Below are 20,091 nucleotides of genomic sequence, written 5' to 3'. Positions count from 1 at the left end.
GATTAATAATTTAGCACTTAGTTCCACACCATGGGCAATATTTGATCTGAATGTAACTGGTGCGATCGCCGTGAATAATGCCAAAATCGGCGTTTTTCTTACTATAGACAATCAGCGCATCGGGGCATTCATATGGATCGCTATGCTGATCACAGTGGAATTCTGCATATTGTGCCAAATGAATGCAGGGATATTTGGTTAAATCTATGCCACGCTGTTGCAGGTCATAGGTTAATGAAGCCTCGCTACATGCACTACACTCAATAAAATGGTAGGTTAAATCCATGCGTAAATCACCAGTAATCTGGTTTGCATCAGGGCTGAGCCAATAACGCCGAAAGGTTTCGCAATCCATTCGTATTTTTCCTTTGCTCTATGATTTTCAATGCACAACGCTCTTTTGTTAAGTAAATAGATTATATGATTAATTTCCAACTCCTTCGCGAACCAACGCAACACGGAGCAGCATCCAATAAAAAAGCCCCGCGCCCGATCTTCCCACGGTAATCATGCCCTCACCCCCCAACCCCCTCTCCCACTGGACGCGGGCGAGGGGGAGCATGCGTTTTTCACCAAGGAATTGCGGCAGAACCACGGGGTTAACGCCCCGCGCACGCTCCGTTTTGAGCGATTGGTCGGCTGTGAAGCGTTCCCTCACCCCCCAGCCCCCTCTCCCACTGGACGCGGGCGAGGTGGAGCCGCCATTTTTTACCAAGGAATTGCCGCAGAACCACAAGCTTAAAGCCCCTCGCCCGTTGGACGGGAGAGGGGTTTGGGGTGAGGGCATGTGCAAAAAGCCCCTCGCCCGTTGGACGGGAGAGGGGTTTGGGGTGAGGGCATGTGCAAAAAAGCCCCTCGCCCGTTGGACGGAATGGGAGTTGGGGTAACGGGTATCTTTTTGCCATCGGCACAAATGTGGAATATGCTCGCTGCTAGAATGCAGTTGCGCGTTTTGGTGATTGGATGTATACCATTTGGTGTGCTACGATTACCACTGTTGCTTGACATGATCCGCTACACTACTGGTACGCAGTGCAAGGATGCATTGTGGCTCGTTGAGCTGTGACGCTTCCCCCGTTCTGGCTGCCGTTGAGATTCTGAAGGAGCTTATGGATACGAGCTTTTTTGATCATCCCATCCTCAATTCGCCGTATAGTTATCCGCAACGTCATTGGGAGCTTGATGCCCAAGGCCAACCAACGAATCGGATTATGCACCAACGGCGCTCGGCTGATTTTGTCTCTCCGGTGCCGAAGCCACGCAAACAAAAAGCTTCCCGTGGCCAGCAATTAACTTTGGTCAGCACTGAAGGCTTTGTTGACGCTGGCGAGCATGCCACTGATTTTCAGGTTTACAACCCAACTGAGTTTATCAATAGTGTGCGCCAAGAGGTCGATCGCTGGCGCGCCTTGCCCAACGAGGCCGATTGGAAGGTGACCGCCGAAACCGCGCGCCTTTTGCGCCATTGGCGCTCAGAAAACTTCCAGAGCGTGCGGCCATTTTTCTGCCAAGTCGAAGCGGTTGAAACTATGATTTGGCTGACTGAGGTATTGCCAACCTTGGGCAAACGCGGCAGTTATTTTAGCGATCATCTCGAACGCTCCAATCGCCAAGCCAACCCCGAATTATTGCGAATTGCCTTGAAATTGGCAACTGGGGCGGGCAAAACAACAGTGATGGCCATGCTGATCGCGTGGCAAACGATTAATGCAGTTTATCACCCGCTGCGCAAAATGTTTACCCGCGGCTTTTTGATTGTTGCTCCAGGCATTACGATTCGCGATCGCTTGCGCGTGTTGCAGCCCAATGATCCTGATAGTTATTATCGTGAACGCGAATTGGTGCCACCAGAATACCTCGAAAGTTTGGGTCGGGCTAAAATTGTGATTACCAATTATCACGCTTTCAAACGCCGCGAACGCTTGAATCTTTCGGCGGGCAATCGCGCCTTGCTGCAAGGCCGTGGCGATCCGCTTGATACGCTCGAAAGCGATGGCCAGATGTTGCAGCGGGTTATGCCCGAACTGATGGGCCTCAAACAGATTTTGGTGATCAACGATGAAGCTCATCACTGCTACCGCGAACGCCCAGCCGATCAGGCGCTCGATGAGATTCAAGCAGACGAAAAAGAAGAAGCTCAACGCAATAACGAGGCTGCTCGCTTATGGATTAGTGGCCTCGAAACCGTCAAGGCCAAACTTGGCATTAGCTCAGTGATCGATCTTTCGGCCACGCCCTTCTTTTTGCGCGGCTCTGGCTATGTTGAAGGTACCTTGTTTCCATGGACGGTCAGCGATTTTTCGTTGATGGATGCAATTGAATCTGGGATTGTTAAATTGCCGCGCGTGCCAGTTGCCGATAATGTGAGCCGCGACGAAATGCCAATGCTGCGCAATTTGTGGGAGCATATTGGCAAAAAATTGCCTAAAAAAGGCCGCAAACAAGCTGGGCTTGACCCACTTAGCTTGCCAGTCGAGTTGCAAACTGCCCTCTATGCGCTCTATGGCCACTATGAAAAAACCTTCGAGCTATGGCAAAACGAAGGAATTAGCGTGCCACCGGTCTTTATTGTGGTTTGTAACAACACCGCAACCTCGAAGCTGGTCTACGATTTTATTAGTGGTTTTATGCGCGAGGGCGAGAATGACACGTCGAGCTATAACGAAGGCCGTTTGGCGCTCTTTCGCAATTTCGATGAGTATGGCAACCGCTTGGCGCGCCCCAACACGTTGTTGATTGATAGCGAGCAGCTTGAATCGGGCGATGCCTTGGATACTAATTTTCGGGCGATGGCTGCCGATGAAATTGAGCGCTTCCGGCGCGAGATGATTGAGCGCAGCGGCAATAACGCCCAAGTCGAAAGCATCAGCGACCAAGAATTGTTGCGCGAGGTGATGAACACCGTCGGCAAGGTTGGCCGCTTGGGCGAATCGGTGCGCTGTGTCGTTTCGGTTTCGATGTTGACTGAAGGCTGGGATGTGAACACGGTCACTCACGTGCTGGGCGTGCGGGCGTTTGGCACCCAATTGTTATGTGAGCAAGTGGTTGGGCGGGCGCTGCGCCGCCAATCCTACGATTTGAACGACAACGGCTTGTTTAATGTCGAGTATGCAGATGTGTTGGGCATTCCGTTTGATTTCACTGCCCACCCAGTGATTGTGAAGCCGCAAACGCCGCGCGAAACCGTGCGCGTGCATGCGGTGCGCCCCGACCGCGATGCCTTGGAGATTCGCTTTCCACGGGTAACTGGCTATCGGGTGGAATTGCCCGACGATCGCTTGATTGCCCAATTTGGCGAGGACTCGAAGTTTGAGCTTACGCCGCAGATCGTCGGTCCATCAATTACCCATAATCAAGGGATTATTGGCGAAGAAGTTCAACTCACGGTGCAATATTTAGAAGATGTGCGGCCTTCAACGATTGTTTTTAATCTGACCAAACATTTGTTGTATAGCCACTTCCGCGATGCCGACCAAGAGCCGCGGCTCAATTTGTTTGGCGAGCTAAAACGGATTGTGCGCCAATGGCTTGAAGGTGGCTATCTGATTTGCAGCGGCGGAACTTTCCCCGCCCAAGTTCTTTATCAAGAGATTGCCGATAAAGTTTGTTTGCGGATCAAAGATGCGATTAATCAGGCGATGATTAAAGAGCGCCCAATTCGCGCCATGCTCGATGCCTATAATCCAATTGGCTCAACTCAGCATGTCAATTTCACGACCTCGAAAGCGTTGCGCTGGAAAACTGACCCACGCCGCAATCACATCAATTGGGTGGTTTGCGATAGCGATTGGGAAGCAGAGTTTTGTCGCATCGCCGAAGCGCATCCTGCGGTCGTTCGCTATGTGAAAAATCAAGGCTTGGGCTTTGAAGTGCCTTACCTCGATGGCGCAACGCCACGCATGTATTGGCCCGATTTTATCGTGTTGCTCGACGATGGCCATGGCCGCGACGATCTGTTACAGGTGGTGATCGAGGTCAAGGGTTTTCGCAACGAGAACGCCGTTACCAAAGCAAACACCATGAAAACCTATTGGATTCCTGGGGTCAATCATCTGCGCGAGTATGGCCGTTGGGCTTTTGCCGAATTTACCAGCGCCGTCGATATGCAAACCGATTTCAATAGCTTGGTGCAACAGTGTATTCGCGGCCTGCGTGGGTAGGATTGAGCGAAGGATCGAGATTTAACGAGTAGAAACCACGAAGAGCACTTTAACGCAGAGGCGCAGAGCAACTGAAGGATGAGGTATGAAGGATGAGGGATGAAAGTCTCTACGCTTTTGGCTAGCGGAAAATCATTGGCGTTGGCAACAGGTGGTTGGCACAGCACGGGATACCGATCCCCAGCCCCTGACCTCCGACCCCTCGCCCGAAGCACGCGAAGCTCGCAAAGGTTCGGGAATAAGAAGGCATAGCAACAATCCACAAGGTGAATATTTGGGGGTGCAGGGGGCTGAAAACCCCCTGCGTTTCCCGCCTTGAGGTGGGACGGAAGGGTGGTGAACACCAATGCCACGCAAACGCCCAAATCTCGTTTTTCAGCAGGCAAGCGATGAGGAACCTAACGGTCATAATTAATTTGCAGCATAAAAGGATAATTCAATGATTGATTTTCAAAAAAGCATGCTATTCAAGCTTAACCCGATTCCCGTTGAACAACTCTTCGAGCCAATTCATCAGTTTCTAATCGAAGAAGAACTGGTGATTGCTGTCTTCAAAACCGTACGCGATCAGGTGGCTTTTACCAATAAACGCATTATCGCCGCCAATGTTCAAGGCTTTACTGGCAAAAAAGTCGATTATACGTCGATTCCGTATAGCAAAGTTCAAGCATTTTCGATTGAAACCGCTGGCGTGCTTGACCTCGATTGCGAGTTGGAAGTGTATGTTAGCGCCTTGGGCAAAGTTCGCTTCGAGATTAAGGGGGGCTTTGATATTGTGCGCTTCAATAAAATTATTAGCCAGTATGTTTTGAGCTAGTAGGCGCAAGGAACAGCCCTCACCCCCCAACCCCCTCTCCCACTGAACGCGGGCGAGGGGGAGCACGGGAATTCGTGGTTGAGCGAAGCTCGCAAAGGTTCGGGAATAAGAAGGCATAGCAACAATCCACAAGGTGAATATTTGGGGGTGCAGGGGGCTGAAAACCCCCTGCGTTTCCCGCCTTGAGGCGGGACGGAAGGGTGGTGAGCGAGGGGCCAGGAGTTAGGGTCAAGGGATCAGCCATGAGCAACCACGAAGCACACGAAGATCGCGAAGGAACATATGAGGGAATAGACAAAGCAGCAACAATCCACAAGGTGAATATTTGGGGGTGCAGGGGGCTGAAAACCCCCTGCATCTCCCGCCTTGAGGCGGGACGGAAGGGTGGTGATCACCAATGCAATGGTTTGCTAAAACCAACCCTTCACCACCTCATTACCGCCAAACCTGCAATTTAGAGAAAGTAGTAGCACGATGCCACCACAAAAACCAGCAAAAAAAGTCGAAACCCTAACCCACCACGAGGCGCGGCGCAGCAATATTCCCAGCGCCGAGCACGAATCGGTGATGGACGATAGCCAAAAACAACCAGTGCCCGTCAGCTACGACCGCCGCAATCGCGACCTCGACCCGCAACTCATGTGGCGCGGCAAGGACGAACAAGATTGGTCGGATTTGGTCGTGCCTGCCCCACCACTCTATATTCAAGAGAAATTGCATCCCAAGGTGTTGATCGACGATTTGCGCCGCCAAAGCCGCCAACGCAACGATGAAACCGACATCCAAATGAATTTGTTCGCCGATTTCAATGGCTTGCCCAGCGCCGAAGCCGCCACCGAGTTCTATCAGCACGAGGCCAATTGGACCAACCGCATGATCTTGGGCGATTCGTTGCAGGTGATGGCTAGCCTCGGCGAGCGCGAGGGCTTGCGCGGCAAGGTGCAGTGCATTTATTTCGACCCGCCCTATGGCATTAAGTTCAACTCAAATTTTCAGTGGTCAACCACTAGCCGCGATGTCAAGGATGGCAACCGCGACCACATTACCCGCGAACCAGAGCAGGTCAAGGCGTTTCGCGATACTTGGCGCGATGGTATTCATTCGTATTTGACCTACTTGCGCGATCGTTTGACAGTTGCCCGCGATTTGCTCACCGAAAGCGGCTCGATCTTTGTCCAAATCGGCGATGAGAATGTGCACCGCGTGCGTGCCTTGATGGATGAGGTGTTTGGCGATGAGAATTTTTGCAGACAAATTCAGGTTGCTAAAACCTCAGGAATGGGAGCAACTTTATTACCTGTAACATCTGATTATATAATATGGTATGCAAAAAATAAACAATCTGTAAAGTATAGACAAATATTTTTAGAAAAAAATGAAAATGACGCTCAATATACTCTATTTAAAAATGATACTTATGGAAGATTATATAGGTCTAGTGATTTAACTGGTCAAAACAATAACGTTAAATCATGCATCTATACGTATAAATTTGGAGAAACAATCGCAAATCTACCAAAGGGTCGTCAATGGAAAACTACATTGCAGGGAATGATAAGATTAGAGAGGGGTGATCGAATTATTGCTTCTTCTAAAAGCATTTATTATAAACGCTTTTTGGAAGATTGGTCTGTAAAGAATCTTACAGATCGGTGGGACGATACTGCTAGTGGTGGATTTACAGAAGAAAAGATTTATGTTGTTCAGACTAATATAAAAGTTGTCCAACGTTGCATTCTCATGGCGACCGACCCAGGCGATTTGGTGCTTGACCCGACCTGTGGCAGCGGCACAACTGCCTATGTGGCCGAGCAATGGGGGCGGCGCTGGATCACCATCGATACCTCGCGGGTGGCCTTGGCCTTGGCGCGGGCGCGGATTATGGGCGCGCGTTACCCCTACTATTTGCTGGCCGATTCGGCGGCAGGCCAACGCAAAGAAGCAGAGTTGCAAGGCAAAATTCCCAATTCCAGCCCAAGCTACAACAACCTGCGCCATGGCTTTGTCTACGAGCGCGTGCCGCATATCACGCTCAAATCGATCGCCAACAACGCCGAAATCGACACCATTTGGGATGAATACCAAACAGTGCTCGAACCCTTGCGTGGGCAACTTAACGCCCAGCTTGGCCAAACGTGGCAAGAGTGGGAAATTCCGCGCGAAGCAGGGGCCAACTGGTCGCGCAAGGCGGTTGAGTTGCATAGTGCTTGGTGGCAAGCGCGCATCGAACGCCAGCGCAAAATCGATGCTTCGATTGCGGCCAAAGCCGACCAAGAATTGCTCTACGACAAGCCCTACGAAGAAAAAAACACCGTGCGCGTCGCAGGGCCGTTTACGGTCGAAAGCCTCTCGCCGCATCGCGTGCTCGTCGTCGACGAACATGATCAACTTAAGCCATTGGGGCGTTTCGTTGGCGAGCAACAAGCCAGCTACGGCGATCCCGATAGCTTTGTCAAAGCCATGCTCGACAATTTGCGCACGGCGGGCGTGCAACAAGCCCATAAAGCAGGCCGCATCAGCTTCAATAGCCTTGTGGCTTGGCCGGGCAAGTATATTTGTGCCGAAGCGACCTACCTCGAAAGCGATAGCAACATCCAACGCCGAGCGGGCATTTTTATTGGCCCCGAATTTGGCACCGTGCCGCGTGGCGACCTCGTGTTGGCGGCGCGTGAGGCTGGCGATGCTGGCTTTGATGTGCTGATTGCCTGCGCCTTCAACTACGATGCGCACGCCAGCGAATTTGAAAAACTAGGCCGCATTCCAATTCTCAAAGCGCGCATGAATGCCGATTTGCATATGGCCGACACGCTCAAAAACACCGGCGCTGGCAACCTGTTTGTGATTTTCGGCGAGCCAGATATTACGATCAAGCCCGCTGAAGGCCAACAAATTCAAGTGCAAATCCATGGCGTTGATATTTTCCACCCTCAATCTGGCGCAGTGGTATCTGGTGGGCCGGAGCATATTGCCTGTTGGTTTATTGATAGCGACTACAACGGCGAAAGCTTTTTTGTGCGTCATGCCTACTTTTTGGGCGCGAACGATCCCTACAAAGCGCTCAAAACCAGCCTCAAAGCAGAGATTGACGAAACCGCGTGGGAAAGCCTCAACAGCGACCATTCGCGGCCATTCGCCAAGCCAAGCACAGGCCGCATCGCCGTCAAAGTCATCAACCACCTTGGCGACGAAGTGATGAAAGTGTTTAGTATTTAATGGACGATCCCTCACCCCCCGACCCCCTCGCCCACTGAACGCGGGCGAGGGGGAGGACGAAAAAACGATGCGCAATAGGTTCCCTCTCGCCCGCTGGGCGGGAGAGGGGGCTAGGGGGTGAGGGGATTCAGGGCGAGGGGATCTCAAAATCTATTTGTGCGAGGCAACGATGAATGTAATTATTGCTGATACTTTTCAGCAAAGCCTACAACAACTAACCAACAACGAACAAAAAGCTGTCAAAACCACGGCCTTTGATCTGCAAATAAACCCAGCGCATCCCAGCTTCCAAATGCATCGGCTAGAGCGGGCCAAAGATGCCCATTTTTGGTCGGTGCGGGTTAACGACGACATTCGAATTATTTTACATAAAACAGATTTGAGCATTTTGCTCTGCTACGTTAATCATCACGATGCCGCCTATCAATGGGCGATGCGGCGCAAAATCGAGCAACACCCGCGCACCGGAGCCGCCCAGTTGGTCGAAATTCGCGAGCGCGTCGAAGAAGTCGTGATCTATCAACCAAGCCTTGTAGCTGCGCCAACGCCTGCCAAGCCAGCGATCTTTCGCCAACAAACCCGCGATAGTTTGCTCAATTATGGCGTGCCAACCGAGTGGCTTGATGATGTGCTAGCAGCGACCGACGACAATTTTCTTGATGTTCTGCTGCACTTGCCCCAAGAAGCCAGCGAAGCACTGATGGAGCTGGCAATCGGTGGCACGCCAAGCAAACCAATTGTCGATTTCCAAGGCGATCCATTTGCCCACCCCGATGCGCAACGCCGCTTCCGCGTGCTCAACAACGTCGAAGAGTTGGAGCGGGCCTTGGAATATCCGTGGGAACAATGGACAGTCTTTTTGCATCCGGTGCAGCGCCAATTTGTCGAGCGCGGCTACAACGGCCCAGCGCGGGTAGCTGGCTCGGCGGGCACTGGCAAAACTGTAGTTGCCTTACATCGGGCAGTGCATTTGGCCAAACTACATCCGAATAGCCAAATTCTGCTCGCAACCTTCTCGCCGACGTTGGCCAATGCTCTGCATCACAAACTAAATCGCCTGATTGGCAACGAGCCAGCGATTCGCGAACGGATTACGATTGCCGATATGCACGAGCTAGCGCTTGATTTGGCTGCCGAGCATGGCCTAAAGCCGCAAATTATCGAGCCTGCTGCCTTGGAGCAACTGTTGAATGAACTGCGTCAACAGCACCAGCTTAGCTATAACCTAAGCTTCCTCAGCAGCGAATGGGCCAGCATTGTTGATGCGTGGAACGTGCAAACGTGGGAAGCCTACCGCGATGTGCCGCGTTTGGGGCGCAAAACCCGGATTGGTGGCAAGCAGCGCGAAGTGCTGTGGGCCTACTTTGCCGAGGTGCGTCAAGCCTTGCACGAACGTGGGTTGCAAACATGGTCGATGCTTTGGTATGAATTGGCTGCGCTGTATGCCACAATCGAGCAGCGCCCCTATGATTTTGCCATTATCGACGAAGCCCAAGATCTCGATGTGGCCGAATTGCATTTCTTGGCGATGCTGGGCAACCAACGGCCTGATAGCCTGTTTTTTGCTGGCGATCAAGGCCAGCGTATTTTCCAACAGCCCTTCTCGTGGAAACAAGTTGGGGTGGATATTCGTGGGCGTTCGCATACCCTCACGATTAACTACCGCACCAGCCATCAAATTCGCAGCCAAGCTGATCAACTGCTGCCCAAGAGCATTGCCGATGTTGATGGCAACCGCGAGGAGCGCAACCACACCATTTCGGTGTTCAACGGCGCACCGCCGCAAATCGTGGTCAGCAACACCATTGCCGCCGAACAACAAGCAATTGTGGAATGGTTGCAAGAACGGCAGCGCGAAGGCATTCAAGCCCATGAAATTGGCGTTTTTGTGCGTTCAGCAGCAGAGTTGGCGCGGGCCGAGGCCACGTTACAAGCCAGCGGGTTGCCGTGGCAAGTGCTTGATCAGCAACTTACAGCGCCCAGTAATGCCACAGCCCTTGCGACCATGCATTTAGCCAAAGGCCTCGAATTTCGCGCCGTGGTCGTGATGGCCTGTGATGATCAAGTTATTCCATCGCAAGCGCGGCTCAACAGCGCCGCCGATGAATCGGATATTGGCGAAATTTACACCACCGAGCGCCATTTATTGTATGTTGCCTGTACTCGTGCCCGCGATCATCTGCTGGTAACGGGCGTTGCGCCCGCCTCAGAATTTTTGGATGATCTGGAGTTGTGAAGAAGCCCTCACCCCAACCCCTCTCCCGCGGAGCGAGCGAGGGGCTTTAACCGCGTGGTTCTTGCGCAATGTATCGGTAAAAACGGCGGCTCCCCCTCGCCCGCGTTCAGTGGGAGAGGGGCTGGGGGTGAGGGCTGTTCCTCCCCCTCGCCCGCGTTGAGTGGGCGAGGGGGCTGGGGGGTGAGGGATCGTTCATCCCGCATTTTCGTGGGCGAGGGGAAAATAACAATTAAGTACAGCGATCGATAATTTTAGCCTTATGGAGTTTTCATCCCATGATCTCAAGCCATGATCACAAAATTCAAGAATTGGTTAATGATATTGAACATGGACATTTGCTCTTGCCAGAGATGCAACGCGGCTATGTTTGGAAATCGACGCAAGTTCGTGATTTATTTGATTCACTGTATCGCGGCTATCCGAGCGGTCAATTACTGGTTTGGTCGACGACTGATCTGCCCGCAACCTCAGCGATTAGTCTGCAAGGCAGCCCAATGCAAAGTAAAACTGGTCGTCAGCCCGATCTGCTCTTAGATGGTCAGCAACGCATGACCTCACTTTCGGCGATTCTCAAAGGTCGTCCAGTCCAAGTTCGATCCAAAACTAGGCCGATTGATATTGTCTTCAATGTGCATAGCGAGCAATTTGACGTGGCAACCCCGCGTCATCGCAACGATCCAAATTGGGTTTCGCTGATTCGCTTATTTGCTCATGGCGCGATGACCATTATGCAAGAGCAATTTCAGAGCTATGGCTTTAGCCCTGAGGGTGCGCAAATTATGGATCGGCTTAATCGAATCGACAAAATCCGCGATTATACCTATCGGGTTAATCGTTTGACTGATGTTGATTATGATGAAGTGACTGACATTTTTGTGCGCATCAATTCTGGCGGAACCCGACTGAGTAGTGCCGACCTAACTTTAGCTCAATTGTCTAGTCGTTGGTCGGGTATTACCAACGAATTTGAAGATTTTCGCCAGCATGTAGAGAAAAAGTTTGGCATCGAAATTGGCAATGGCATGATTATCCGCACACTTGCCTCGATGTTTAGTGGTCAAAGCCGACCTGCCTATATGTTTCGTGGGCAGCGTTCACAAGCAACTGTCGAGGAAATAGCCCCATTTTGGCAACGTTTGAAGCCAGCAATGGAGCAAGCACTGACCTTTCTGGTACATAACTGTTTGATCGATCGCCTCTGGATGTTGCCAACCCAAGCGATTCTTGTGCCACTGACCCAATATTTTGATCGCTTTGGTGCGCATATCTCAACCAGAGATGCCCGCCTGTTGCAACGCTGGGTTTATCTGGCCCTCATTTGGTCGCGCTATAGTTCTAGCCCAGAATCAACAACTGATCAAGATGTTTCAGCCTTAGGCAATTCCGAACCGATTTTGGCAATGACCCAAAACATTTTTGATCGCTCTGGCGAACGGCCAATTGATGAACGTCAATTACGTGATCAACGCAGTAATTCGCCATTTATGGTGATGAGTTATGTGTTGGCTCGCATGAATAATGCGCAAGATTGGTTTAATGGAGTTCAAATTGGGGCAGGCCAACATATAGAATACCATCACATTTTTCCGAAAGCGCTGCTCTCCAAAACCTATAGTCTGCGCAACGACAGTCGAATTGTTGATCAAGTTGCAAATTTGGCATTTCTCTCAAGCTCAGCGAACAAAAAAATTGGCAGCAAACCACCGAGTGTCTATATTCCTGGCGAACATATTGAGCCTGCGCGCCTAAAAGCCCAATCTGTGCCCAATAATCCTGCCTTGTGGGAGAATTTTGAAGCTTTTGTTATAGAGCGCCGCAAGCTACTTGCTGAGGCAATCAATAAGCTGCTTGATTCCTTAACTGATGCACCAGCGCTATGGCCACGCTCTGATGTGGAATTAATTGAGCAGCGGATTGCTATCCTTGAACATCAACTCCGCGATATTGTTGCGCAACGCTTGACCGAATCTTTTGGTGAACACGCATGGGAGCAGGCAATTCCCAGTTATATGCGCAAAACGTTTATGAGTCGGGTTGAACAACGGATTAATCAACATCCCTATGAACACGATCAATATTCGAGTTTAGCAGCGCGCATTGGCATGGGGCTGTTTAGCGATTACCGCAAAATTATGAAGGAAGGCAAAAATTGGCCGCTTTTTAGCGATGTTTTCGGTGATGGCAAGAAGTTTGATCAGCATATGGATGCGGTTTTGGTTGTGCGTAACGCAATGGCACATCATAACCATGTGAGTAATGTTGATCTTCATACTGCTGAAGCTGGGTTGCTGTGGTTTGAAGAATGTTTGCATAAAGTTGACTTGGTGCGCGATGAGGGCGAGGATGAGACCGATGAAGTGAGTAGCGATGACTAATTGTATTTGCCCATGAGAATGGCTGCAACGACAAAAAGCCCCTCACCTGCATTCAAGTGGGCGAGGAACAGCCTTCACCCCAACCCCTCTCCCGCCGAGCAGGAGAGGGGCTTTAACCGCGTGGTTCTTGCGCAATGTATCGGTAAAAACGGCGGCTCCCCCTCGCCCGCGTCGAGTGGGCGAGAGGGTTAGGGGAGTTCTTTCAAAGATCGGTTGTGAAGAAGCCCTCACCCCAACCCCTCTCCCGCCGAGCAGGAGAGGGGCTTTCATGCGGTGGTTCTAGCGCAATGTATCGGTAAAAACGGCGGCTCCCCCTCGCCCGCGTTCAGTGGGAGAGGGGGTTGGGGGGTGAGGGATCGTCCCCCTCGCCCGCGTCGAGTGGGAGAGGGGGTTGGGGGGTGAGGGATCGTCCCTACTTAAAGCGTACAATCCGAATAAAATCGGCGGCTTTGAGCGCGGCTCCGCCAACCAATGCGCCATCAATATCAGGCTGAGCCATCAATTCATCGACGTTATCGGGCTTGACCGAACCGCCGTACTGAATAATGATTGCGTCGGCGGTTGCTTGGTCGCTCAAGGCTGCTAATTCGGCGCGAATCCGGGCGTGCATGGCTTGGGCATCGGCGGGAGTGGCGGTATGGCCAGTGCCGATTGCCCAGACTGGTTCGTAGGCAATCACGACGCTGCGCAATTGCTCGGCGCTTAATCCAGCCAAACTGCCGCGTAATTGCCCAACCACGACGCTTTCTGCTTGGCCACTATCGCGTTCGGCCTTAACTTCGCCAACACACACGATCGGCTTGAGGCCATTGGCCAAGGCAGCATGAGCTTTGCGATTGATCAGCTCATCGGTTTCGCCGAAATATTGGCGGCGTTCGCTATGGCCCAAAATCACATAGCTACAGCCCAATTCTTTGAGCATTTGGGGCGCGATTTCGCCAGTAAACGCGCCTTTGGCTTCGTAGTGCATATTTTGCGCACCTAAAGCCACGGCAGTCCCATCAAGCAAGGGCGCTAAGCTGCCCAACAAGGTGAATGGTGGGCAAACCACCACATCACGGTCGTTCAAATCGGTCAAATCAGCGCTAAGTGCCTCAACCAAGGCCACACCCTCACTGACCCCGTAGTGCATCTTCCAATTACCAGCCAACAATGGTCGGCGCATACATCCTCCAAAAAAGCTTTAGAAGCCAAAGACAATTAAGTTTTTGGCGATCGGCAGGTATTGTACAACATACAACAGCCCACCAACGGAGGCCATGGCAATAAATGCCCGCATGTCCCAGTCCATAATTTTAGCGCCATCCAACGGGCCATAAGGGATCATATTAAAAATCCCCAGTAGCGAATTGACCACATAGCTATAGAAGGCAATGACAAACAGAAACTCAATGTTCAGGATCTTGGCAATTTGGATGATAATTAACGAAAGCAGCGCGAGAACCATATTGCTGGCTGGCCCAGCAGCCGCGACCAAACCAACTTGTTTTTTGGTCAGATAGCCACGATGATGCACCGCACCAGGGGCTGCAAAGATAAAGCCAGTTAATGCCAGCAGCACTGAAATCACCAACATCGCATCGTTGGCAAAAAAATGGGCTTGGCTGCCAAAGCGCCGCGCTACAACCCGATGAGCTAATTCGTGGATGACAATGCCGAGGCCAGCGGCGATGCCCATAATGATCACTGCATTCAGCAGCCCTAAACCGCGATAAACCAACGCAAAGGCGAGGGTCGTTCCAAGCCATGCTTTGGCAAATTCAAATAGCTCATTGCGCGGTTTGTTACCTGAGCGAAATGGATAGCCAGCCTGTGGATTAAACATTGAGCCTACTCTCCTTCCGCTGTGGTTTTTGGTGCTTGCTCCCAGCCACCAGCGCCAATCAGCGGCACAAAGCGAACGTTGCTAATACTCGTTTTTTGCCAATCTTGGCCGTGGCGTTGCAGCCGAATTAAGCGTTGATCGTGGGCCTCGCCAACCGGAGCAACCAAGCGCCCGCCATCGTGCAATTGGCTGAGCAACGTTTGGGCAAGTTGCGGCGTGGCCGCCGGAATGCTAATGGCATGATAGGGTGCTGCTGCCAGATACCCCAACGAGCCATCACCCCAGATGAGTTCGATATTGCGATAGCCTAAGTCGTGGAGCAGCGCATAGGTCTGCTTGGCGAGGGCTTGATGGCGCTCGATCGTCACAACCTTGCTCACCAATTCGGCAAATACTGCGGCAGCATAGCCTGAACCAGCGCCAATTTCAAGTAGTTGTTCATGAGGATTCAGCAACAATTCCTGGGCCATCAAGGCCACAATATAGGGCTGCGAGATGGTTTGGCCCAGCGTCAAGGGCAAGGCTTGGTCGCTATAGGCTTGGGCTTGTGCGGCTTCTGGCACGAATAAATGGCGCGGCACATGCGCCATCGCTGCCAAAACTCGCTGATCATGAATGCCGCGTGTGATTAATTGTTCGTCGACCATGCGCTGTCGTTGCTGTTGCCAAACATCACTCATACACCTACGCCACTTAACGCCTGTAACAAATCAATTGTTGCAGCAGCGCCCCGTTGAAAATAGCCTAAAAATTCGATATTACCCTCTGCTCCGGTAATGGGCGAGCGAGTCAATCCAGCCAAACCTAAGCCTAAATCAGCTGCCTGCTGCACCACCCGTTCGATTACTTGGCGATGCACCGCCGAATCGCGCACAATGCCGCCTTTGCCAACATGCTCAGGGCCAGCCTCGAATTGCGGCTTGATCAAACAGACAATCCAGGCATCGGCGGTCAGCAAGCGCAACATTGCTGGCAGCACCAAGCCCAGCGAGATAAACGAAACATCGACGACCCCACAGGTTGCCAGCGCTGCCGTTTGCTCTTCGCTCGTGGGCAACTGCTCCAAATAGCGAATATTGGTGCGTTCGAGCACCGTCACCCGTGGATCTTGGCGAATTTTCCAATCGAGCTGGCCATAGCCAACATCAATTGCATAGACATGGGCTGCATCGCGCTGCAACAACACATCGCTAAACCCGCCTGTACACGCCCCAACATCCAAGCCAATCTGGCCCTGCGGGTCAAGATTAAAGCTATCGAGTGCATGGGCAAGTTTTAGCCCACCACGCCCAACATAGGGCAAACTCGATTTAAGCGTGATTTGCGCAGCAGGATCAACTAGCGTGCCAGCTTTGGTTTCAGCTTGCTGATTGACGATCACATCGCCTGCCATAATTAATGCTTGGGCTTTGGCGCGGGTTGGCGCAAGTTGCAATTCAACTAATAAGACATCTAAACGTTGCTTTTTAACCTTGGTCATGCGACTAATCCTTTGTGTAGACTGGCTATCATTTTAACTGAAACCCCTAAATACAAAAAGGCCACGCATGGCGTGACCACAAGGCTATTAATTATTGTCAGCAATTATGGCAGATAAAGCTAAGGAGATTTAATATAGATCATATGTGCTATTTATGCTATACTGGCGCAGTTACCTGTACTGGTTCATTGGCTTGTCAACCGTGTCCCCTTTACCCCCCCCAGCCCGCTCTCCCACTGGACGCGGGCGCGGGGGAGCAGCCGTTTTTACCAACGCCGTGCGCAAGAACCACGGCATGAAAGCCCCTCTCCCGCCACGTGGGAGAGGGGTTGGGGTGAGGGGATCAGGCGGCGGTTAACCTGATGTACCAGTGCAGTTACCGCTTTGATACGATTGGAGCAGCAATGCAGACTATCCGCTCACAAGATGGAACACGTCTGGCCTATGATGTGTATGGGAGTGGCCCGCCGCTGATTTATGTAACCGGCGCAACCTGTTTTCGCTCGTTTCCGCCGATTGTTAGCGATGCCAAAGCCTTGGCCAAAGCTTTTACGGTCTACAAGTACGATCGGCGCGGGCGTGGCGATAGCACTGATAGCTTGCCGTATAGCCTTGAACGTGAGCTTGAAGATTTGCTGGCGCTTATCGAGGTTGCTGGTGGCAAATCCCATGTCTATGGCCATTCCTCGGGCGCTGTTTTGGCGCTTGAAGCGGCGCTGCACTATCCCGAAAAGCTCGACCAAGTGTTCCTCTATGATCCAGCCTACGTCCACGATGCAGCAGAAAAAGCCGAATATTCCAGTTTGCGCGCCAAGATCGAAACAATGCTTGCCCATGGCCAGCATGCTCGTGCCATCACCAGCTTTTTACAAGGCATCGGCATGCCCAAAATTGTTGGTTGGATGCTGCGTTTGATGCCAGGCTGGAAAACCATGGTCACACTTGCCCCAACGCTCGCCTACGACCTGAGCTTAACCGCCGATCTACCACCATTCGAGCGGGCCAGCCAATGCAAGATTCCCGTGCATGTCATGGCTGGCGCAAAAAGCCCAGCTGGGATTCGTAGCCTATCCCAAAAGTTAGCCGCACAAATTCCCAATGCGAGCTACGATCAGCTTGCAGGCCAAGGCCATATGGTGAACGCGAAACACTTGTTGCCCCTGTTTAGGCACTACCTCATTGCTGCTGCGGCAGTCGGCTCCCCCAGCGCATAGCCCCAATTTAGCCTGCCTTGATAGCCCTTAAATACAAAATGGACGAATCTTCGAGCAATGCACGAAAATCCGTCCATTTTTTAATTTCAATAGTTATTAATACTTAGAAGCTCACGAAGCACGCGAAGTTTGGGGTTATAGAATCACAGGAACATTCCAACCCCTAAATATTTGGGGTGCAGGGGATGAAAACCCCTGCGTCTCCCGCCTTGAGGCGGGACGGAAGGGTGGTGAACGAGGGTCTCGTAATCAGGGGTCAGGGATCAGCAATGAAGAATCGCGAAGCACACGAAGTTTGGGGGTATAGAATCACAGTAACATTCCAACTCCTAAATATTTGGGGTGCAGGGGATGAAAACCCCTGCGTCTCCCGCCTTGAGGCGGGACGGAAGGGTGGTGATCAATAATCGTTGTTGCGCTTCAATACCTCGCTAAAAATCGACCCTTGCAAAATGAGAAAATGAGGTTTTAGGTGGGTTCGATGCCCACCCGACCCACCAAAACCCGATCTGCTATTAATCCTCTGACGAGGATTGTGGGTTATTCGAATTAATATTTTATCCAACAGCGTTGGTGCGCTGTAGTTGCCAGTTTTAATCCCCTGACGAGGATGTGGGTTATTCGAATTTACAAGGCCCACTTGGGCGAATCCTACATCACAATAGGCGTTTTAATCCCCTGACGAGGATGTGGGTTATTCGAATTCACCACGCGCAAGCCTGCCACCATGTATCCAACCTATGTTTTAATCCCCTGACGAGGATGTGGGTTATTCGAATTCAAAGACTGCGGGCGCAATTGGAGCGCCAACGGCCTTCAGTTTTAATCCCCTGACGAGGATGTGGGTTATTTGAATCAATACAGTTACTGTCGCTATTGATATTCCAGAACGCCGTTTTAATCCCCTGACGAGGATTTTGGTTATTCGAATTTTCAATTGTGATGTGTGTGCGAATGGCTCTAGCTTGAGTTTTAATCCCCTGACGAGGATTTGGTTATTCGAATTTAAGGATCATATCTATGGGAAAACCTACCATGTGAATCGGTTTTAATCCCCTGACGAGGATTTTGGTTATTCGAATTTTTTTTCGTATCCAAGCACAAATTAACTAGTAAAAAAGAGCCTGTTTTAATCCCCTGACGAGGATTTTGGTTATTCGAATTGATAGTGGCACAGGAGGACGTATGCTAATTTCAAAAGTTTTAATCCCCTGACGAGGATGTGGGTTATTCGAATCCTATCTACGAGTACAACTTGCCCGTTTGGCGCAACATCCGGTTTTAATCCCCTGCCGAGGATGTGGGTTCTTCGAATGGACAGCCAGAGCATTGCCAAGTTTTTGTTAGAGGACATGTTTTAATCCCCTGCCGAGGATGTGGGTTATTCGAATCTATGAAGACTGGCAGCCCATGACGCGGTTGATGCTGAGCGTTTTAATCCCCTGACGAGGATTTTGGTTATTCGAATGCATCAATTCCCAAATGTATGGGTGCGGGATGTGAAGCAGAGTTTTAATCCCCTGACGAGGATTTTGGTTATTCGAATTAAAAGCATCCTTGAAACGGATTAGTCTCACAGCTCAAGCAGTTTTAATCCCCTGACGAGGATTTTGGTTATTCGAATCTTGGATATAGGAGATTGTATGGCAAAACCAGTGAAAGGTTTTAATCCCCTGACGAGGATTTTGGTTATTCGAATTTCTTTTTATAGGAATTGTAGGCTGCAATAATTAAATTTCGTTTTAATCCCCTGACGAGGATTTTGGTTATTCGAATCGTCAGGCCCAAGCGCCATAATGGCAGCACCAAGGCAAGGTTTTAATCCCCTGACGAGGATTTTGGTTATTCGAATGCATCGACCCATAAATGGCTATTTGAGCCATCACCACACAGTTTTAATCCCCTGACGAGGATTTTGGTTATTCGAATAATGGAACATCTATCAATAAGTCATGCTTAGAATGTGGGTTTTAATCCCCTGACGAGGATTTTGGTTATTCGAATTAAGTTTCTTTGTTTTGCTTATTCTATGGCTTATTGTTATCGGTTTTAATCCCCTGACGAGGATTTTGGTTATTCGAATGACAAATGACCCAGTGCGGCCAGCACCAACAAGCTTAAGATCAGTTTTAATCCCCTGACGAGGATTTTGGTTATTCGAATAATCACCTTGCATTGTAAAGAATTTCTCAGATTCAACATGAGTTTTAATCCCCTGACGAGGATTTTGGTTATTCGAATCAAAGGCGTTGATAGCCTGAATAAACTACGTGGTTTTGTTGGTTTTAATCCCCTGACGAGGATTTTGGTTATTCGAATCGAACAATCGTTAGATGGCTATGCTTTTGTACGAATGGAGTTTTAATCCCCTGACGAGGATTTTGGTTATTCGAATGATTGTTGCCAAGTGTAATTTTTACACCGCCGATATTAAGTTTTAATCCCCTGACGAGGATTTTGGTTATTCGAATTGTGTATGGCCTGCCCGCTACTGTGGAAGTCAAAGGAGGTTTTAATCCCCTGACGAGGATTTTGGTTATTCGAATCTTACGACGATCACAACGGTTTCGTGGTCATCAACGCCAGGTTTTAATCCCCTGACGAGGATTTTGGTTATTCGAATGTAGTGCTGGTATTGGTGCTTTGGTGGCCGCTATTATGTTTTAATCCCCTGACCAGAGTGTTGCACAATCCATAGGGGTCTCGACAAGCGCCCGATTCCATGGCATGCTCAGCACAGCATCGCTTGTTCATGGAGCCATCACCATGAC

General features: G+C 50.7%; 11 protein-coding genes and 2 CRISPR repeat arrays. Of the genes, 6 read left to right on the top strand and 5 right to left on the bottom strand.

Annotated elements, in window-relative coordinates; genetic code table 11:
- Window positions 1–10: 10 nt before the first annotated feature.
- Entirely contained in the window at window positions 11–355 is a 345-nt protein-coding gene (locus JOD20_RS19800) for a DUF6980 family protein (RefSeq protein WP_204756933.1), read from the bottom strand.
- 754 nt (window positions 356–1,109) lie between these two features.
- On the opposite strand from JOD20_RS19800, the gene JOD20_RS19795 reads away from it, so the two are divergent.
- From JOD20_RS19795 to JOD20_RS19775, 5 genes are all read left to right on the top strand, one after another.
- Window positions 1,110–4,160: a BPTD_3080 family restriction endonuclease gene (locus JOD20_RS19795; RefSeq protein ID WP_204756932.1), complete on the top strand. Its 3,051-nt coding sequence runs from the start codon at window positions 1,110–1,112 to the stop codon at window positions 4,158–4,160.
- 439 nt (window positions 4,161–4,599) lie between these two features.
- Complete coding sequence (locus JOD20_RS19790) at window positions 4,600–4,977, top strand: PH domain-containing protein (protein ID WP_204756931.1); 378 nt, start codon at window positions 4,600–4,602, stop codon at window positions 4,975–4,977.
- 474 nt (window positions 4,978–5,451) lie between these two features.
- Window positions 5,452–8,190, top strand: a complete 2,739-nt coding sequence (locus JOD20_RS19785; protein ID WP_204756930.1) for a site-specific DNA-methyltransferase — start codon at window positions 5,452–5,454, stop codon at window positions 8,188–8,190.
- Window positions 8,191–8,359: 169 nt separating this feature from the next.
- Complete coding sequence (locus JOD20_RS19780; RefSeq protein ID WP_204756929.1) at window positions 8,360–10,426, top strand: UvrD-helicase domain-containing protein; 2,067 nt, start codon at window positions 8,360–8,362, stop codon at window positions 10,424–10,426.
- A gap of 275 nt (window positions 10,427–10,701) precedes the next feature.
- Complete coding sequence (locus JOD20_RS19775) at window positions 10,702–12,801, top strand: GmrSD restriction endonuclease domain-containing protein (RefSeq protein WP_204756928.1); 2,100 nt, start codon at window positions 10,702–10,704, stop codon at window positions 12,799–12,801.
- Window positions 12,802–13,213: 412 nt separating this feature from the next.
- Here the strand turns inward: JOD20_RS19775 and tpiA are convergent, their stop codons facing one another.
- From tpiA to JOD20_RS19755, 4 genes are read right to left on the bottom strand one after another with little or no spacing between them, the layout of a single operon-like run.
- Window positions 13,214–13,966: a triose-phosphate isomerase gene (gene tpiA, locus JOD20_RS19770; protein WP_204756927.1), complete on the bottom strand. Its 753-nt coding sequence runs from the start codon at window positions 13,964–13,966 to the stop codon at window positions 13,214–13,216.
- A gap of 18 nt (window positions 13,967–13,984) precedes the next feature.
- A complete protein-coding gene (locus JOD20_RS19765) occupies window positions 13,985–14,626 on the bottom strand; it encodes a zinc metalloprotease (protein WP_204756926.1) in 642 nt (213 codons plus the stop codon).
- A gap of 5 nt (window positions 14,627–14,631) precedes the next feature.
- Window positions 14,632–15,306: a protein-L-isoaspartate(D-aspartate) O-methyltransferase gene (locus JOD20_RS19760; protein WP_204756925.1), complete on the bottom strand. Its 675-nt coding sequence runs from the start codon at window positions 15,304–15,306 to the stop codon at window positions 14,632–14,634.
- Entirely contained in the window at window positions 15,303–16,106 is an 804-nt protein-coding gene (locus JOD20_RS19755) for a TlyA family RNA methyltransferase (RefSeq protein WP_204756924.1), read from the bottom strand. The genes JOD20_RS19760 and JOD20_RS19755 overlap by 4 nt, the downstream gene beginning before the upstream one ends.
- Before the next feature lie 404 nt (window positions 16,107–16,510).
- Here JOD20_RS19755 and JOD20_RS19750 point away from each other — a divergent pair, with 404 nt between their 5' ends.
- Entirely contained in the window at window positions 16,511–17,320 is an 810-nt protein-coding gene (locus JOD20_RS19750; RefSeq protein ID WP_204756923.1) for an alpha/beta fold hydrolase, read from the top strand.
- A 590-nt stretch (window positions 17,321–17,910) separates the two neighbouring features.
- A CRISPR array of direct repeats spans window positions 17,911–18,251; the repeat unit is 37 nt; unit sequence GTTTTAATCCCCTGACGAGGATTTTGGTTATTCGAAT.
- Between the two features lie 113 nt (window positions 18,252–18,364).
- A CRISPR array of direct repeats spans window positions 18,365–19,943; the repeat unit is 37 nt; unit sequence GTTTTAATCCCCTGACGAGGATTTTGGTTATTCGAAT.
- Window positions 19,944–20,091 lie beyond the last annotated feature (148 nt).

It is taken from the genome of Herpetosiphon giganteus (genome assembly GCF_016907925.1).
Taxonomy (GTDB): Bacteria; Chloroflexota; Chloroflexia; order Chloroflexales; family Herpetosiphonaceae; genus Herpetosiphon; species Herpetosiphon giganteus.
Note: the sequence above shows the minus strand (reverse complement) of the source record. Positions and strands in the feature narration are given on the sequence as shown.

Coding starts and splice junctions, on each gene's coding strand:
- JOD20_RS19775 (WP_204756928.1), top strand. CDS start 10,702: ATGATCTCAAGCCATGATCACAAAATTCAAGAATTGGTTAATGATATT.
- JOD20_RS19785 (WP_204756930.1), top strand. CDS start 5,452: ATGCCACCACAAAAACCAGCAAAAAAAGTCGAAACCCTAACCCACCAC.
- JOD20_RS19780 (WP_204756929.1), top strand. CDS start 8,360: ATGAATGTAATTATTGCTGATACTTTTCAGCAAAGCCTACAACAACTA.
- JOD20_RS19800 (WP_204756933.1), bottom strand. CDS start 355: ATGGATTGCGAAACCTTTCGGCGTTATTGGCTCAGCCCTGATGCAAAC.
- JOD20_RS19795 (WP_204756932.1), top strand. CDS start 1,110: ATGGATACGAGCTTTTTTGATCATCCCATCCTCAATTCGCCGTATAGT.
- JOD20_RS19790 (WP_204756931.1), top strand. CDS start 4,600: ATGATTGATTTTCAAAAAAGCATGCTATTCAAGCTTAACCCGATTCCC.
- JOD20_RS19765 (WP_204756926.1), bottom strand. CDS start 14,626: ATGTTTAATCCACAGGCTGGCTATCCATTTCGCTCAGGTAACAAACCG.
- JOD20_RS19760 (WP_204756925.1), bottom strand. CDS start 15,306: ATGAGTGATGTTTGGCAACAGCAACGACAGCGCATGGTCGACGAACAA.
- JOD20_RS19750 (WP_204756923.1), top strand. CDS start 16,511: ATGCAGACTATCCGCTCACAAGATGGAACACGTCTGGCCTATGATGTG.
- tpiA (WP_204756927.1), bottom strand. CDS start 13,966: ATGCGCCGACCATTGTTGGCTGGTAATTGGAAGATGCACTACGGGGTC.
- JOD20_RS19755 (WP_204756924.1), bottom strand. CDS start 16,106: ATGACCAAGGTTAAAAAGCAACGTTTAGATGTCTTATTAGTTGAATTG.